Source organism: Nocardia niwae NBRC 108934 = DSM 45340, from assembly GCF_001613465.1.
Lineage (GTDB): Bacteria > Actinomycetota > Actinomycetes > Mycobacteriales > Mycobacteriaceae > Nocardia > Nocardia niwae.
On sequence record NZ_BDCK01000031.1, the window covers coordinates 89,763 to 106,260 of the forward strand.

Annotated in this window: 16 protein-coding genes; 9 read left to right on the forward strand and 7 right to left on the reverse strand. The window is 69.7% G+C overall.

All coding sequences use genetic code 11. The annotated features are described in order from the left end of the window. Window positions 1–66 precede the first annotated feature (66 nt). Window positions 67–774, reverse strand: coding sequence for a hypothetical protein (locus NNI01S_RS22225; RefSeq protein WP_063022066.1), 708 nt, complete (start codon window positions 772–774; stop codon window positions 67–69). 204 nt (window positions 775–978) lie between these two features. On the opposite strand from NNI01S_RS22225, the gene NNI01S_RS22230 reads away from it, so the two are divergent. Further along, the gene (locus NNI01S_RS22230; RefSeq protein ID WP_063022067.1) at window positions 979–2,151 is read left to right on the forward strand and encodes an acyl-CoA dehydrogenase family protein; all 1,173 of its coding nucleotides are present in this window, start codon (window positions 979–981) and stop codon (window positions 2,149–2,151) included. A gap of 9 nt (window positions 2,152–2,160) precedes the next feature. Further along, window positions 2,161–3,285, forward strand: a complete 1,125-nt coding sequence (locus NNI01S_RS22235) for an acyl-CoA dehydrogenase family protein (protein ID WP_063022068.1) — start codon at window positions 2,161–2,163, stop codon at window positions 3,283–3,285. 39 nt (window positions 3,286–3,324) lie between these two features. Here NNI01S_RS22235 and NNI01S_RS22240 read toward each other — a convergent pair whose 3' ends face one another. Further along, a complete protein-coding gene (locus tag NNI01S_RS22240; protein WP_063022069.1) occupies window positions 3,325–3,756 on the reverse strand; it encodes a hypothetical protein in 432 nt (143 codons plus the stop codon). A gap of 348 nt (window positions 3,757–4,104) precedes the next feature. Here NNI01S_RS22240 and NNI01S_RS34690 point away from each other — a divergent pair, with 348 nt between their 5' ends. Both NNI01S_RS34690 and NNI01S_RS22245 read left to right on the forward strand, forming a co-directional pair. Beyond that, entirely contained in the window at window positions 4,105–4,323 is a 219-nt protein-coding gene (locus tag NNI01S_RS34690) for a hypothetical protein (protein WP_157114918.1), read from the forward strand. Window positions 4,324–4,413: 90 nt separating this feature from the next. Beyond that, window positions 4,414–5,244, forward strand: coding sequence for a GNAT family N-acetyltransferase (locus NNI01S_RS22245; RefSeq protein ID WP_063022070.1), 831 nt, complete (start codon window positions 4,414–4,416; stop codon window positions 5,242–5,244). Here the strand turns inward: NNI01S_RS22245 and NNI01S_RS22250 are convergent. From NNI01S_RS22250 to NNI01S_RS22265, 4 genes are all read right to left on the reverse strand, one after another. Beyond that, on the reverse strand, window positions 5,229–6,176 hold the full coding sequence (locus NNI01S_RS22250; RefSeq protein WP_063022071.1) for a MerR family transcriptional regulator: 948 nt from the start codon (window positions 6,174–6,176) through the stop codon (window positions 5,229–5,231). The genes NNI01S_RS22245 and NNI01S_RS22250 overlap by 16 nt on opposite strands. Before the next feature lie 33 nt (window positions 6,177–6,209). Further along, window positions 6,210–7,826, reverse strand: a complete 1,617-nt coding sequence (locus NNI01S_RS36380) for a serine/threonine-protein kinase (protein WP_063022072.1) — start codon at window positions 7,824–7,826, stop codon at window positions 6,210–6,212. A gap of 3 nt (window positions 7,827–7,829) precedes the next feature. Further along, window positions 7,830–9,665, reverse strand: coding sequence for a serine/threonine-protein kinase (locus NNI01S_RS22260; RefSeq protein WP_063022073.1), 1,836 nt, complete (start codon window positions 9,663–9,665; stop codon window positions 7,830–7,832). Window positions 9,666–9,790: 125 nt separating this feature from the next. Next, window positions 9,791–10,915, reverse strand: coding sequence for a serine/threonine-protein kinase (locus NNI01S_RS22265; protein ID WP_084489170.1), 1,125 nt, complete (start codon window positions 10,913–10,915; stop codon window positions 9,791–9,793). A 123-nt stretch (window positions 10,916–11,038) separates the two neighbouring features. Here NNI01S_RS22265 and NNI01S_RS22270 point away from each other — a divergent pair, with 123 nt between their 5' ends. Next, window positions 11,039–11,809: a deoxyribonuclease IV gene (locus tag NNI01S_RS22270; protein ID WP_063022074.1), complete on the forward strand. Its 771-nt coding sequence runs from the start codon at window positions 11,039–11,041 to the stop codon at window positions 11,807–11,809. A gap of 342 nt (window positions 11,810–12,151) precedes the next feature. Here the strand turns inward: NNI01S_RS22270 and NNI01S_RS22275 are convergent, their stop codons facing one another. Further along, the gene (locus NNI01S_RS22275) at window positions 12,152–13,081 is read right to left on the reverse strand and encodes a TauD/TfdA dioxygenase family protein (RefSeq protein WP_063022075.1); all 930 of its coding nucleotides are present in this window, start codon (window positions 13,079–13,081) and stop codon (window positions 12,152–12,154) included. Window positions 13,082–13,349: 268 nt separating this feature from the next. Here NNI01S_RS22275 and NNI01S_RS22280 point away from each other — a divergent pair, with 268 nt between their 5' ends. Genes NNI01S_RS22280 through NNI01S_RS22290 form a run of 4 tightly spaced genes read left to right on the forward strand, consistent with a single transcriptional unit; the run spans window position 13,350 to window position 16,482 of the window. Continuing rightward, window positions 13,350–14,570 carry a CaiB/BaiF CoA transferase family protein gene (locus NNI01S_RS22280; RefSeq protein WP_063022076.1) on the forward strand — a complete coding sequence of 407 codons (1,221 nt, stop codon included), beginning with the start codon at window positions 13,350–13,352 and terminating at the stop codon, window positions 14,568–14,570. Beyond that, window positions 14,567–14,734 (forward strand): hypothetical protein, encoded by a 168-nt coding sequence (locus tag NNI01S_RS34695; protein ID WP_157114919.1) that lies wholly within the window; start codon window positions 14,567–14,569, stop codon window positions 14,732–14,734. Before NNI01S_RS22280 ends, NNI01S_RS34695 begins: the two co-directional genes overlap by 4 nt. Next, window positions 14,731–15,669 (forward strand): hydroxymethylglutaryl-CoA lyase-like TIM-barrel protein, encoded by a 939-nt coding sequence (locus tag NNI01S_RS22285; RefSeq protein WP_063022077.1) that lies wholly within the window; start codon window positions 14,731–14,733, stop codon window positions 15,667–15,669. The genes NNI01S_RS34695 and NNI01S_RS22285 overlap by 4 nt, the downstream gene beginning before the upstream one ends. Before the next feature lie 36 nt (window positions 15,670–15,705). After that, entirely contained in the window at window positions 15,706–16,482 is a 777-nt protein-coding gene (locus NNI01S_RS22290) for an ABC transporter ATP-binding protein (RefSeq protein WP_063022078.1), read from the forward strand. Window positions 16,483–16,498 lie beyond the last annotated feature (16 nt).

The window sequence follows — 16,498 nt, forward strand, 5'->3', positions numbered from 1 at the left end:
CGTTTGCGGGCGCAGAGCTAACGGTCAGCACCGAAGCCGAACCAGGGGACGGCGGTGAAAGGCCTTCTAGGGGGTGGGTTCGCCGCCGGAGCCGCTCGGCGCGGGCTGAGCGGGTGCCGCCGGGGCAGGCGTGGTCGCGGGTGGCGGAGCCGGGACATCGGGGACGGTGAACAACCCGACTGTGGGAGTCATCACACAGTGGGCGAAGGGGTAGTCGATGATGCCCCACATGGAGGCGAGCACCGTGCCGGGTCCGCTCTTGACCGTCTTCGACAGCGTCGGGAGGCGGTACTCGGTCACGTCGTCGAGCGGGTCGATGCCGCTGGCGCCGGTGTTCACGTTCACCCAGGCGACGACGAGCCCGGACGCCAGGGGAGCGCCGGAGTGCGACGGGGTGGCGCTGAACCGCAGCTCGCCGGGACCGACGTTCAGATCCCGGCCTGCGCCGGTCCCGTCGGTCGTGGCGGCCGCGATGATCGTGGTGATCGGCCCGTTGCTGCCGCAGCCGAACGTGGGCGCGGCGTAGGAGAACGGGGTGAACACGCTGGACACCTCGCGCAGGCGCGCGGCGCCGATCAAGTCGGCGTAGCGCCTGAGCGCACCGACGCCCTCCTGTGCGGACGGATCGGATCCGGCGATGTCGGAGAGATGATCCAGGCCGGAGTCCACCGGCGCCTGAGGCTCGGCGGTGGCGGGCGCGGAGAAGGTGAGAACCGCGCCGATGGCGAGAGATGCCGCGGCGGCCGCGGCGCGTGCGATGGTCCTGCCGTTCACTCGTTCTCCTCGATACCGAACCCTGTGGGCCCCCGGCCCACCTGCAGCAACGTACCAGCTCGCCGCCGTCGCCGTCCTGGGGAGCGGCACCCGGGACGGGGTCGTGACCGGCGCAGGTGTCCCTTCGTTGTGATCCAGTCGACAATGGGGGATTACCGGGAGGTAGGTTTGACTCGGACGTACGAGACACGCAGGGAGATGCGTATGAAACTATCCTTGTCCCCCGACGACGTCGCCTTCCGCGACGAACTGCGCAAGTTCTATCGGACCGAGATCCCGGCCGAGATCCGCGAGCGCGTCCGGGACGGCCGTGAGCTGTCCCGCGACGACATCGTCACCACGCACAAGATCCTCAACGACCACGGTCTCGCGGTGCCCAACTGGCCCGTGGAGTGGGGCGGCAAGGACTGGACGCCGATGCAGCGCCACATCTGGCAGGACGAGATGCAGCTGGCCTCGGTGCCGGAGCCGCTGACGTTCAACGCGCAGATGGTCGGCCCGGTGATCGCCCACTTCGGCTCGCAGGAGCTGAAGGAGCGTTTCCTGCCGCCCACCGCGGCGCTGGACATCTGGTGGTGCCAGGGCTTCTCCGAGCCGGACGCGGGCTCCGACCTGGCCTCGCTGCGCACCACAGCGGTCCGCGACGGCGATTCCTACATCGTCAACGGCCAGAAGATCTGGACCACGCTGGCCCAGCACGCGGACTGGATCTTCTGCCTGGTGCGCACCGACCCCAGCGCTCCGAAGAAGCAGGCGGGTATCTCCTTCCTGCTGTTCGATGTCAAGTCGCCCGGTGTCACCATCCGCCCGATCAAGCTGATCGACGGCGGGCACGAGGTGAACGAGGTCTTCTTCGAGAACGTCCGGGTGCCCGCCGACCAGCTGGTCGGCGAGGAGAACATGGGCTGGACCTACGCCAAGTTCCTGCTCGGCAACGAGCGCACCGGCATCACCGGTGTCGGCCGCACCAAGGTCAAGCTCGGTGTGGCCAAGCAGTACGCGGCGAAGACCAAGTCGGGCAACGGCACGCTGCTGGAGGACCCGATCTTCGCGGCGCGGGTCGCCGAACTGGAGAACGAGCTGCTCGCGCTGGAGCTCACCCAGCTGCGCGTGGTGTCCAACTCGTCGGACGGCAAGCCGAATCCGGCGTCGTCGGTGCTGAAGCTGCGCGGTTCGGAGCTTCAGCAGGCGGCCACCGAGCTTCTGCTGGACATCGCGGGACCGGACGCCATCCCGGTGGGTGTGGACGACATCGCCTCGCCCGGCTGGGCGCAGCGCAGCGGCCCTTCCTACCTGAACTACCGCAAGACAACCATCTACGGAGGCTCCAGCGAGGTGCAGCGCACCATCATCGCCTCCACGATCCTCGGATTGTGAGGCGACATTATGGATTTCGATCTCACCGATGAACAGGTCATGCTCCGCGACACGGTCCGTGACCTGCTCGCCCGCACCTACGACCCGGAATCGCGGCTCAAGGTCATCGACTCCGAACTCGGCTGGAGCCGCGACGTGTGGCGCCAGCTCGCCGAACTGGGCGTGCTCGGGCTGAGTTTCTCCGAGGAGGACGGTGGCGTCGGCGCCGGTCCCGAGGAGACGATGGTCGTGCTCGAGGAAGTGGGCCGCAGGCTCGCTCCGGAACCGATCCTGGACGCGGTGCTGGTGCCCGGTGGGCTGGTCGCCGCGGCGGGCAGCGCCGAACAGCGGCAGCGGATCCTGCCCGAGGTCGCGTCGGGCGCGAAGCTGCTCGCGTTCGCCCACGCCGAGCCGGGCGTGCGCTGGCCGGCGAGCGACTTGGCGACGACGGCCGCGGCCCAGGGTGATTCGTACACGCTGACCGGTGTGAAGAACCCTGTTCCGCACGGGGACAGCGCCGACGAACTCGTGGTGAGCGCCGCGCTGCCGGACGGCGGTGTGGGGCTGTTCCTGGTCGCGCCCGACGCGACGGGCGTGGTCCGCAAGTCCTACCGCACGGTGGACGGTCAGCGCGGCGCGCAGCTGGAACTGACCGACGCGCCCGCCGAGCGGCTCGGCGCGGCGGACGCGGCCGAGGCGATCGCCTCCGTACTCACCCACGCGCAGGCGAGCCTGTGCGCGGAGTCGGTCGGCGCGATGGAAGAGGCGTTGCGGCTGACCACGGATTACCTCAAGCAGCGCAAGCAGTTCGGCGTCACGCTGTCGAAGTTCCAGACGCTCACGCAGCGGGCGGCGAACATGTACGTCTCGCTGGAGCTGGCGCGCAGCATGAGCCTGTACGCCACGGCGTCGCTGGCGGACGGGTCCGGCGATCCGGTGATCGCCTCACGCGCCCGGTTGCAGGTCGGCCGCGCGGCCCGGCACATCGGGCAGGAGGCGATCCAGATGCACGGTGGCATCGGCGTCACCTCGGAGTACCCGGTGAGCCACTACGTGGCGCGGCTGACCGCGATCGAGCACACCCTCGGCAGCGGGCTCGAGCACCTGCGGGTGCTCAGCGACCGGGTCGGCGACTACGAGCTGCCCGAGCTGTAAGGAGTGCCGCGGTGGTGCGTGCTTGCGCACCACCGCGTCTCACTCGTCGGCACCGTCCGGGGTGGTCCGCAGTTGCGTGGGCGCCTCGTCCGCCGATTCGCCGGTAGGCGTCCGGGCGGTGGGCGGCCTGGGGTCCTCGGTCGGCGGGGCCTGCGAGGTGTCCTCGTGCGGATTCCGCGGGGACGGCTCGGCGGTGGTGCTGCTCATGAAGCCCGCGAAGGGGGTCGGGTGCCGCTGGTCGGCCGGTGCGATCCGCCAAGTGGGCGACGGCGGGATGACGACCCTGGGAGTCGTCGATCCGGAGGTGCTTTCGTGGACCACGGGTTCGGCGTACTCGCCCGCTTTCAGTGGCGGCGGCGGTACGTAGGTGTCCTGCTTGCCGACGCCGCAGGCGCCGATCAGGACGAGCCCGATGGAAACCGCTCCCACGGCGATCGCCGGACCGGCGATCTTGGCCCTGCTGCTTTCCAACGGTGACGCTCCTCGTGTGTATCGAGTGGACTCACCTTACTCGAGGCCGGACGGTCCGGCGAGGCGAGTGGTCGCTGGGGATACGCCGGGCGGCGCAAATAAAACAGTTCTGCTTCAGATATCGAATTGGTCTCTTCGGCGTGTCGTGGGCACGTGTCGCTATCTTCCGGCGTGCCGGGGTCGTAGCGTGTGTGAGCAAAGTTACGCGTGAGACGCCGGTTTAAGGATGAGAGACACGTTGTGTGAGAACGTGATAGTGGTTCTCTGACCGGCGTCATCGAGGAGTAGATGATGGGAGCTTACTCGACAGCGTCGCGGCGTGGTTCATCCCGCGCCGCGGAAGATGCGGTGTCGGCAACGGCGCAGCATCCCGCGTCGAATCAGCAGGGCGTGTTCACGATCGTGTCGCGGACGTTCGCCTGGCTGTTCTTCATCGGCGGACTCGTCGGGGCGGTGCTCGGCATCGCCGGCCTGCACGTCGAGATCACGGTCGCCGGACTCATTCTCGCCTGCACCGCGGGACTGGTCCTGCTCAAACTCCGCGCAGGTGGTGGCGAAGCCGACTGACGCGAAACCGTCCGGTCGCTCGGCGACCGGACCGGCCTCGGACGCGAGAAACGAAAGGCGCACAACACTTCAGGCGCCTACCGTGATTCCATGAGGATCGAGATCACCACCGACGCCGCCGAGTTCCGCTCGGTCGCGGGGTCGTTCCTGCTCCGCGAGCCGCTGCGGCACACCGTGCTCACCACGAGCGTCGCCAACCACGTCACGGGCATGGATGCCCCGGCCGGGACATCGCGATTCCTGTCGGTCCACGGCGCGGACTCCGCGGTGGTCGGCGCCGCCATGCGCGTGGCCGGTCGCGACGTGTATCTCGGCGCGCTACCGCCCGACGGCATTCCCGCGGTGGCTCGCGCGCTGGCCGACGTCGTTCCCGCGAGCGCGGGCGTCGAGGGCGTCGTCGCGGACGCGACCGCGTTCGCCCAGCACTGGTGCGCACTGCTGGGGAAGAGTTTTCACCAGTCGTACGTCGTCCGGCTGCACCGGCTGGGCGCGCTGCGGATCCCGGAGGTGGCCGGAGCGCCGCGCCGCGCCCGGGAATCCGATGTCGCGCTGTGCCGGGACTGGCTGGCGGCCATGCGCGAAGAGTCCGGGATGGCGTCCGGACTGGACGAAGCCGCGATCCGCCGCCGGGTGAACGCGGGCCGCTGGTGGCTGTGGGAACACGACGGGGAACCGGTCAGCCTTGCCGCGCATCAGATCCCGATCCAGGGCTGGTCCCGGATCGGGCCCGTCTACACCCCGCCGGACGCGCGCGGGCACGGTTACGCCTCCGCGGTGACCGCGCACGTCGCCGAGCTGCTGCGCGGCCAGAGCCTGGAGGTCTGCCTGTTCGCGGACACCGCCAATCCGACGGCCAACCGGATCTACCGGACGATCGGGTTCCACCCGACACACGAGTTCGCCCACTACGTCTTCGAATAACCGGCGAGGTCGGTGCGCAGGGCGGCGGTGAACCAGGCGAACACCGGCCTCAGGCTCGGCGGTGCGGGCCAGCCGTTGATCACCGCGAGCAATTGCCAGTACCGCTCCACGCGTGCGTCGTCGGCCACCTGCAGACGAGTCAGCATCCACTCGCGCAGCGCGCGATCGTCGGGCCTGCCGAAGGTGGCCGCGTAACGCTCGGCGAGATCGGCGACCAACCCTGCCGCCGCGGAGGACTCGGGCGGGATTCCCGCCGCGACGGCCGCCCCGACCCGGTCGCGCACGGCCTCGGTGAGATGGTGGTGCAGACCCGTCGCGTCACCTTCGGCGCGTTCGCGCGCTTGATACTCGGCCATCCGCCGGATCGCCGCGCGAAAGCCGGGGTCGGTGGTCAGTTCCGCCAGCTCCACCCACGCGGTCACCTGCGCGGGAGTGGGGTCGTCGGGCAAGTCGGGCAGTGTCGTCCGGATCAGCTCGGCGAGTTCCGGGTTGGCGTCCAGTCCGCCGAACGTGGCCTGCACGAAATCCTCGATCAGCCGATGACGTTCGGCGGCGGACAAAGTGACCAGCTTGTGCATGAGATCCAGCTCCTGTGGGGTCGCGGCCTGCCCGGCCACCGCACGCAGGACCGCACGCCGCTGACGCAGGATCCGGATCTGGGTGTCGAGTGCGTCGGCGTGCGCCGCGGCGACCTCGGTCAGCGACAGCTCGTGCGCGAGCACGCGGCGGACGGTGGCCAGGTCGAGTCCGAGAGCGCGCAGTGTCCGCACCATGTCCAGTTCCGCGAGCGCGCGGACGTCGTAGAGGCGGTAGCCGGCCGGGCTGAGTTCGGTGGGCAGGACGATGCCCTCGTCGGCGTAGAACCGGATCGTCTTGACGCTGAGTCCGGTTCGTTCGGCTACGGCTCCGATGGTGAAGCGGGTGTCGTCCATACGCCTACCCTCGCGTCTCCCCCTGGGGGAAGCTCAATTCAGCGGCGCCGATTTCCACCAAGCCAGGAACTCGGCGTCGGTGGCGATGAATCCGGCGCTGTACATCACCATGGCGGCGCGGGCCGGATCCGAGAAGGCGGTGACCATTCGCGGGCGCAGGTTGCGGCTGTCATGCAGTGTGTAGTTGGTGTAACTGCGTCCGCTGTCGTTTGTGGCGGTGGCGCGATCGTTGGCCGGTAACGCGGCGAGCGCCGCCTGCGCGTCGGCGGGGGAGCCGTAGAGATAGAAATCGAAGGACGCCTTGTTCGGGCCGCCGAAGCAGCTCCACATCACCAGCCAGGGGCCGAAATCCGGGTCGTCGTGGTCGCGCGTCGTCGCGGAGTCCGGTGCGTGCGCGAAACAGCCCGCCTTGTTGTACCCGGTTCCGGAGTGCACCAAGCGCTGGGCGGAGGTCTCCGGCAGCATGTCCGGGAACGCGGCGCTCAGCTCCGCCGCGCGGGCGCCGATCGTGGCACGGTCCGTGGTGGCGGAGGCGGTCGTGGTGGGACGCCCGGTGACCGAGGGCGGCGCGGAGACGGTGTCCGCCGGGCGCGCGGTCGTCGTCGGGGCGGCGGTACCGGGAGAACCGGTGTCGCGCAGGGCCACCGCGACGACGAGACCGAGCATGGCGACCACCAACAGCAAGCCGATCCAGCCGCCCACCGATGCGTGCCATCGGGAACGTCGCACCGGGCCGAGGTAGGCGCGCGCCGGACGCTGGGCAGCCGACGCGTCGGTCCGGGGCGGCGTATGCGGCGCGGGCGGTGGCGACCACGCTGCGGGAGCGGTGAGCGCCTGCCATGCGGCGGCGGCGAACTCGCCGCACGAATCGAAACGATCGGCCGGGTGCTTGGCCATCGCCTTGGCCAGCACGCCGTCCAATGCCGCCGGCAATCCGGGCCGCAGCCTGCTGACCGGTGGCGGCGGAGCGCTGAGATGTCCCTGGATCACCGCGACCGGATTGGTGGCGTCGAACGGCACCGTGCCGGTCAGCAGCCGGAACAACGTGCAGGCCAGCGCATATTGGTCGGCGCGGTGATCCAGCGGCGCACCCGACAGCTGCTCCGGCGCGGCGTAGGCCAGGGTGGCGGTGAAGGTCCCGGTCTGGGTGAGACGTCCGGTGTCGTCCCGGAATCGGGCGATGCCGAAGTCGGAGAGGTATACCCGCTCCTGCCCGCCGTCGACCCGCTCCAGCAGGATGTTCGCCGGTTTCACGTCGCGGTGCAGCACGTCGCGGCTGTGCGCGAAGTCCAGCGCCTTGGCCGTCTCGGCGATGATCTGCACCGCCCGTTGCGGCGGCAGCGTCCCCGCGTCCAGCGCGGCGGCGTCGGTGCCGTCGATGAAGCGCATGCAGATCCACAGCCGGTCGCCCTCCACGCCCCGGTCGAACACCGTGACGATGTTCGGGTGATCCAGCCGCGCGACGACGTCCGCCTCCCGCTCGAAGCGGGTACGGATCTCTCTGTCGTCGAACAGTTCCGGGTTCAACAGCTTCATCGCCGTCAACCGGGGCAGCCGCGGATGCCTGGCCAGGTACACCGACCCCATCCCGCCGCGGCCGAGCAGGCGCTCGATGGTGTATCCCGCGAAGACCTCGCCGGTGCGCAGCATCGGTCAGTTCAGCGGCGCCGAGCGCCACCAGCGCAGCGCCTCGTCGATGGTGGTGTGGGCGAAGCCGTCGGTGTACATCAGGTACTGGGTCCGATCCGGGTCGCCGGTGAACGCGGTGACCAGCTTGGCGCCCTCGTCGACGTACTTGTAGTTGGTGTAGGTCTTTCCGCCGTTGGTGTCGGTGGACTTCGCGGCCGAGGAGGGCAGGCTCTTCAGCACCGCCTGGACGTCGGCCGGGGTCTTGTAGACGTAGATGCGGTAGTACGGGTCCTCGTTGTTGCCGCCCTTGAAGCAGCGCCACTGCGCGGCCCAGTCGCCGAAGTCCGGGTCGCCCTTCGACGGTGAGGGCGGCGAGCTGGGCGAGGCCAACCAGCACTCGGCGCCGTTGTAGCCGACCTCCTCCGTCTTGGAGGCGGGCACCATCCGCGGGAATTCCGCGCTGATCGATTCCGCTGTCGCGTCGACGAGGTTCGGCTTCACCGCCGAGGTGGTCGTGGTGCCGCCGTTGTTCGAACCCGAATCGGAGACGGCGCCGATGATGCCGAGCACCACCAGGATCAGTACGACCACGCCGACGGCCAGGCCGACGATCAACCCCGTGTTCTTCTTGGGTGGCGGGGCGGCCGAAAGGTGGGCGTGCGCGCCGTGCGGTGGCGCGGGCGGGGCGGCGAAGCCGGAGAAGTGCTGCGGGGGGTAGGGATTGGCGGCCGTCGGCTGCGGCGCGGGCCCGGTCTGCGGCCGCGAGCCCGCCACCGGCGCGGGCGGCGGAGTCGCCGGCGAGGCCGAGGCGGCGAGCGGGTTCGGACCACTGGCCTGCGGAGTGTGCACCGAGTGGCCGGGGCCGCTGACGTAGTGGCCCTGCGCCACCGGATACGGCGAGCCGGTGGCCGGGTTCTGCGGTCCGGTCGTCGGGCGCGGCCCGGCGGTCGGGTGCGGCCCGGCGGTCGGGTGCGGTGGACCGGTGACCGGACGGGGACCGCCCACCACCGGCATCGACGGAACGCTCGAACCGGTCAGCGCCTGCTTGGCGGCCGCGGCGAATTCCGCGCAGCTGCCATAGCGGTCGTCGGGTCGCTTGGCCATCGCCCTGGCCAGGACGCTGTCCAGCGCGAAGGACAACCCGGGCCGGACACTGCTCAGCGCGGGCGGCGCTCCCTGCAGATGCCCCTGGATGACCGCGGCCGGGTTGGTCGCGGAGAACGGTCCGGTGCCGGTGAACAACCAGAACAGCGAGCAGGCCAGCGAATACTGGTCGGAGCGGTGGTCGAGCGAGGCGCCGGTGAGCTGCTCGGGCGAGGCGTAGGCGAGCGTCGCCGTGAACGTGCCGGTCTGTGTGAGATGACCGGTGTCGTCGCGCAGCCGCGCGATGCCGAAGTCGGTGAGGTACACCCGCTCGCCGCGACCGGCGCTGGAGCGCGCCAGCAGGATGTTGGCGGGTTTCACGTCCCGGTGCAGCACGCCGTTGCCATGCGCGTAGTCCAACGCGTCGGCGGTCTCCTTGATGATCTGCACCGCGCGTTCGGGCGGCAGCGACTTCGGCTCCACCGAGGCGGCGTCGATGCCGTCGACGTACTGCATCGAGATCCACAGCTGCTCGTCCTCGAGCCCGCGGTCGTAGACCGTGACGATGTTGGGGTGATCGAGCTGGGCGACCAGGTCCGCCTCCCGTTCGAACCGCGCCCGCACCTCCTTGTCGAAGAACATCTCCCGATTCAGCAGCTTCAGCGCGGTCATCCGCGGCAGCCGCGGATGTTTCGCCAGATAGACCGAGCCCATGCCACCGCGGCCGAGTTGCCGCTCGATGACATAGCCGGCGAAAACGTCACCGCTGGCCAGCATGACTGCTCCACTTCCCGCCGCCCGCCGGGACCCACCGGCGAACAGGCGTACAGCAAAAGAACGCGTGGCCGGAGAAGGGTCCGACCACGGAAAACATCGAAACCATAGCAGTAGTCGCGCCTCGCCTATCGCTCGTCGAGCGTGGTGACGCACGGGCGATCGACGGGAGCCCGACCGCCCGGCGGGGGCCTGGGGTCCGGAGGTTGCTGGTGCGGCCGCACCCCGGATCCCGGGCGCATGGGCAAGTTCGGTAGTTCGATCATGCCGGGGTGTATGGGGCGGCGCGGCGGCAGGAATGCCGGCAGCGGCCGAGCGGTTTCCGGCCTCGGCCGGTGCTGCGGCGGGGGCGCGGGAGTACGGTGCGTCGGCGCGGTCGGGTGCCCGTCGGCGCGCGGGGCGGTCCGGTGCCCGGTGGGGTGGTCGGCGAGGGCATGTCTCGCCGCGGCGGCGAACTCGGCGCAACTGTCGAAGCGATCCGCGGGCCGCTTGGCCATGGCGCGAGCCAGCACCTGATCCAGCGCGCGCGGCAGGCCGGGACGCCCGCGGCTCAGCAGCGGGATCGGCGCGTAGAGATGGCTGTTCACCACAGCCGCGGGGTTGGCGCCAGGATACGGCGGCGCCCCGGTGAGCATCCAGAACAACGTGCACGCCAGCGAGTACTGATCGGCACGGTCGTCCAGCGGACGGCCGATCAGCTGTTCGGGGGCGCCGAAGGCGAGCGTCGCGGTGATGGTGCCCGACGAGCCGATCGTGGACTCCGCGCCGCGGATGCCCGCGATCCCGAAATCGGTGAGCAGTACCCGCTCCGGCTGCCCGATCGGCGCTTTGGCCAGCAGGATGTTGGCCGGTTTCACGTCGCGGTGCAGCACCTGGTTGGCGTGCGCGAAATCCAGCGCGGCGGCGGTATCGGCGACGATCTGCACCGCCCGGCCGGGAGCGAGCACGTCGACGTCCGCGCAAGAGGCGTCCGCGCCGGGCACGTACTGCATGGAGATCCACAGCTGCTGGTCCTCGGCGCCGCGGTCGAACACCGTGACGATGTTCGGGTGGTCGAGGCGCGCGACCAGATCGGCCTCGCGCTCGAATCGGCGCCGGATGCCGGTGTCGGCGTACAACTCCCGTTTGAGCAGCTTGAGCGCCGTCAGGCGGGGCAGGCGCGGATGCTGGGCCAGGTACACGGTGCCCATACCGCCCTGGCCGAGGACGCGCTTGATGAGGTAGCCCGCGAACACATCGCCGGTCTGCAACACCGTTACACCCCCTTGTCGAGTCGAGCGCGCGGACACTATCCATGTATCTCGGCGAACCGTCGGGATGCAACAGTCGCGGCGCAACCTCGATTGTCGTCGGTAGCTGCCAGTACTGTGGCCCGCATGCGCATTGGAGCACACGTCCGGCTCGACAGCGACCCGATCGGCTTCGGGGAGAGACTCGGCGCCGACGTCATCCAGATGTTCGTGGTCGATCCGCAGAGCTGGGACAAACCCACCCCCCACCCGCGGACCGAGGAGATTCTCGCCAGCCCGATCGATGTCGTGGTGCACTCCTCCTACCAGATCAACGTCGCGAGCCTGAACAATCGGCTGCGCATGCCCTCGCGCAACGCGGTGGCCCAGCAAGCGCGCGCGGCCGCCGAACTCGGCGCGTTCGGCTTGGTGGTGCACGGCGGGCACGTGCGTTCCGACGCCGAGCTGGAGACCGGAATCGACAACTGGCGCAAACTGTTCGAGCGGCAGCAGGACAAGGGCGGTTTCGCGGTGCCGATCCTGATCGAGAACACCGCGGGCGGCAATCACGCCATGGCCAGGCATTTCGATGCCATCGCCCGGCTGTGGGACGCGGTCGGCGACTACGGCGCGGGTTTCTGCCTGGACACCTGCCACGCCTGGGCGGGCGGCGAAGAACTCGTCGGCGTGGTGGACCGGATCAAGGCGATCACCGGGCGCATCGACTTGGTGCACCTGAACTCCTCGCGCGACGAGTTCAACTCCGGCGCCGACCGTCACGCCAACTTCTCCGACGGGACCATCGATCCGCAACTGCTCGCCGAGGTGTGCCGCACGGCGGGCGCTCCGGTGGTGCTGGAAACCCCGGGGGACGGCCTCGCGGAGGATTTGGCGTACTTGCGCGAGCACTGTGTTTGATTGCAGCGCCTGCGGCGCTGCGTGTTCGCGGCCCCGGGGAGTCTCGTGTTCGAGCGACCGAGACTCGCGCCTGCGGCGCGTGCGCTTCGGTCACTCGAACACGAGACGGGCCGCGAACGGCGCTCGTAAGACTCGCACCCCTCGGAGCTGGAGCAGTTTCGGTCGTCCCGGCATGATCGCGGCGGCATTCGCGATCGGACCGTCGCGTCGAGAGCCGACGACCACGGGTGCAGCGGGACCGGCGACGTGCCGAATCCGTGGTGATAGCGAACTCACCGCCAATTGAAGACACCGCATGGCCCCTCAACAGCCGGAGGCCCGGCAACCATGCGGGGTCCTCGCTCAGGATGCGAGCAGCTGCGGTTCCTCGATGATCGAGTAGTGCTCGGCGTTGCCCGCGACGACGGTGCTGGTCGCGCCGTCGACGCCGACCGGGACGTCGCCGGCCAGCGTGATGCGGGTCAGCTTGCGGGGCTGGTTGTCGTAGTCATCGATGGCGTAGTGCTGGGTGGCGCGGTTGTCCCAGATCGCCACGTCGCCGGGCGCCCAATCCCAGCGGGTGGTGTGCTCCAGACGGGTCACCCGGTCCTGGAACAGCCGGAACAGTGCGTGCGACTCGGCGCTGGACAGCCCCACGAAATGCTTGACGAAGTGGCCGAGCAGCAACGCCCGCTCCCCGGTCTCGGGGTGCACGCGCACCACCGGGTGCTCGGTCTCGTAGTAGGTGGACTCGAACTCGGCGCGGTAGGCGGCTGTATTGGGACGCGGCGTCTCCTCGACGCGGGCGTAGTCGTAGACGTTGGTGTGCACGGCGCGCAGGGATTCGGCGAGCCGCTTGAGCGGCTCCGGCAGCGACTCGTAGGCCGCGACGGTGGAGGCCCAGGTGGTGGCGCCCCCGTAGGACGGCAGGTGCACCGCGCGCAGGATGGACGCCTTCGGGACGCGGTCGACGAAAGTGACATCGGTATGCCAGCTGTTGGCGCGGCCGTGCTCGGAATCGATCGCCAGGCTCTTCACGCCGTGCGAGGTGACCGTCGGGTGCGGGGTGGTCGGCGCGCCGAGCAGCTGGGCGAACTCGTATTGCCCGTCCTCGGTGAGGTGATCCTGCCCGCGGAAGAAGACGACCTTGTGCTCGAGCAGCGCGCGACGGATCACCTCGACGGTCGCCGAATCCAGATCGCCGCCGAGCCGGACATTGTCGATTCGCGCGCCGATACGGGCGCCGAGCTTGGTCACCGAGGCGGTGGTTGGGGTTGCGGGTGCGACCGTCATGAGATCACCTTCGCTGTCGAGATCGGTTGGTGCCGCTCGAGCACATCACCCGAACAACATCGCTGACCAGGGTTTTCGTCGGGCTGATCGCAAACAGGGCGGAAACTCGCGCATCGCGAACCAGCCCCCGCCGCCCTGCTCCCCGCGCGGCGACCGAAACGGACGCACCCCCGGAGGGCGCGCGTCCCACGAGACCTTCCCGGGGCGGTGAACACGCGGCGCCGGAGGCGCTGCGGAAACCGGCGCGCCATGGTCCAGACTGGTTGCCATGAGTATTCGGCCGCTGGACGGGGTGCGCGTCCTGGAACTCGGCAATTACATCGCCGCGCCGACCGCCGGGCGCATTCTCGGCGATTTCGGCGCCGAGGTGATCAAGGTGGAACGCCCGAAAGCGGGCGACGAGCTGCGCAACTGGCGGCTCTACGGCGGCGACACCTCGATGCTCTACCGGACGATCAACCGCAACAAGAAGTCGATCACCCTCGACCTGCGTACCGAGGCGGGGCGCGGGATCGTGCTCGATCTGGTGCGGCGCTGTGACGTGCTGCTGGAGAATTTCCGGCCGGGGATGCTGGAGAAGTGGGGCCTGGGCCCGGAGGTGCTGAACGAGGCGAATCCGGATCTGGTGATCACCAGGATCTCCGCCTACGGGCAGACGGGGCCCATGTCGGAGCGTCCCGGGTTCGCCGCGGTGGCCGAGGCGGTGGGTGGCCTGCGCGAACTGGTGGGTGATCCGGACCGTCCGCCCGTGCGCACGGGCGTCTCGATCGGTGACTCCATCGCGGGCATCTACGCCGCCTTCGGCACCGTGATGGCGCTGTTCCAGCGCGAGCGCCGCGCCGAGCGGGACGAGCCGGTCCCGTTGCGGGAGAGGACGATCGACGTGGCGCTCAACGAGGCCATCCTCTCGGTGATGGAGTCGCTGGTGCCGGACTATCTCGCCTACGGCATCCAGCGCGAACGCGTCGGCGGCCGGATGGAGGGCATCGCGCCGAGCAACGCCTATCCGTGCGCGGACGGAACCAGCATCATCATCGGCGGCAACGGCGACGCCATCTTCCAGCGCTATATGGCGGTCATCGATCGGCCGGACCTGGCCGCGGACCCGGAACTCCAGGACAACGCGGGCCGCTGGCGTCACCGCGAGCGGCTTGACGCGGCGATCGGCGAGTGGACGATCCGGCGCACTCGCGCCGAGGCGCTGAAACTGCTGGACGCCGCCGCGATCCCGTGCGGCCCGATCTACACCGCGGCCGACATCGTGGCCGACGAGCAGTATCGGGCACGCAACATGATCCAGCCGTTCGCCGTGGACGTCGGCGCGCCGGAGCCGAAGGTCGTCGGCTTCCCCGGCATCGTCCCGGTGATCGGTGACCAGTCCCTTCCCATCCGTACGGTCGGTCCCGACCTGGGGGAGCACACCCGGGAAGTGCTGTCCGATCTGCTCGGCATGAGCGAAGCCGAGATCGATGCGTTGGAGGCGCGATGAGCACGCGATCGCACGACCGCAGGCGTCCGAAGGGGCGCGGACCACGAGAACTGCGTTCGCCGGGCGCCAGCAGGCCCGTCGTCCAGCCGAATCCGACCGGAGCGGGCGAGAAGCCATGGGGCGGCGTGATGTGCGGGCACCACCGGGCGCGGGAGCAGCGATGACCGCGCCGGTGCTGCGCGACGTCACCCTGCGCGACGGACTGCAGCTGACCGGCAAGCTGCTGCCCGTGCAGCGCAAGGTGGACGTCGTGCGCCGCCTGCTCGCGCTCGGGGTGCCCGCGCTGGAGATCGGCTCGATGGCGCGCCCGGACCTGGTCGCGCCGATGGCCAACACCATGGAGCTGGTCGCCGCGTTGACGCCGGAGGAACTGAGCCGCTGCTGGGTGTGGGTGGCGACACCGCGCCATGTGGAGAAGGCCGCCGCGGCGGGAGTGCGCAATTTCCAGTACTGCTTCTCGGTCTCCGACGCGCACAACCGGGCGAACATCGGCCGCGATACCGAGGCCAGCGTCGCCGCCATGCCGGACGCGGTGCGCCACGCCCGCGCGGTGGACGGCTCGATCCAGCTCTGCTTGGCGACGGCGTTCACCTGCCCGTTCGACGGGCCGGTCGATCCGGAACGGGTACTGGCCATCGCTCGCGACCCGCGCACCGAGGGCGCGGACGACATCGTCTTGGCCGACACCCTCGGCCAAGCCCATCCCGGGGAGGTCGCCGCACTGGTCGCCGCGGTACGCGACCGCACGCCCGAGCGACGCATCGTCTTCCACGGTCACGACACATGGGGTATGGGCGTGGCCAACACCCTCGCCGCGGTCGCTGCGGGCGCTGACATGGTCGACGGCGCGCTCGGCGGACTCGGCGGCTGCCCCTTCGCTCCCGGCGCGAGCGGCAACACCGCCTCCGAAGACATCCTTTTCGCCACCAGACCGGACTGGTTCACCCCCGCCACCCTGGCCGCGCTGGTCGACCTGTCGGAGGAACTGCTGTCCGAACTCGGCGAACCCAACCGCTCCCGCGCCCTCGAAGGCGCCCGATCCGAGGCCGCTGCGTTCGAGTGGGTGGTGGGCAGCGCGGAAACACAGGGTCTTCCCTGATGGCGTGGGGACGCGAAGCCGGTAAGACTGGACGGCATGACTTCGCAAGCCTTGGGCGCCGACACAGACGGCCTGGCGGCATCGATCGGTGTCGCGGCCCACGCTATCGAACTGACCAAGGTCTACGGATCGGGTGACACCCAGGTCAGGGCATTGGACGGAGTGTCGGCCCAGTTCGCGAAGGGAGAGTTCACCGCGATCATGGGCCCGTCCGGGTCGGGCAAGTCGACCCTCATGCACTGCCTGGCCGGACTCGACAGCGCCAGCTCGGGCACCGTCCGGATCGGCGAAACCGACCTGACCGCGCTGTCGGACAAGCAGATGACGCGCCTGCGCCGGGACCGGATCGGCTTCGTCTTCCAGGCGTTCAACCTGGTGCCGACGCTCACGGCGCTGGAGAACATCACGTTGCCGCTGGACATCGCGGGACGCGAGCCCGACCAGGAGTGGCTGGACACGGTGCTGAAGCGGCTCGGACTGATCGATCGGCTCACCCACCGTCCCAGCGAGCTGTCCGGCGGTCAGCAGCAGCGGGTGGCCTGCGCCCGGGCGCTCGCGGGCAAACCGGAGATCATCTTCGGCGACGAGCCGACCGGCAACCTGGACTCCCGCGCCTCGGAGGAGGTGTTGTCGATCCTGCGCGCGGCGGTGGACGAGTTCGGGCAGACGGTCGTCATCGTCACCCACGAACCGCATGCGGCGGGATTCGCCGACCGGGTGGTCTTCCTCGCCGACGGACGCATCGTCGACGAGATGCGCGATCCGACCGCCGACACGGTGCTCGACCGGATGAAAGCGCTGGAACAGGCGTGATCGGGCGCTCGCGGAA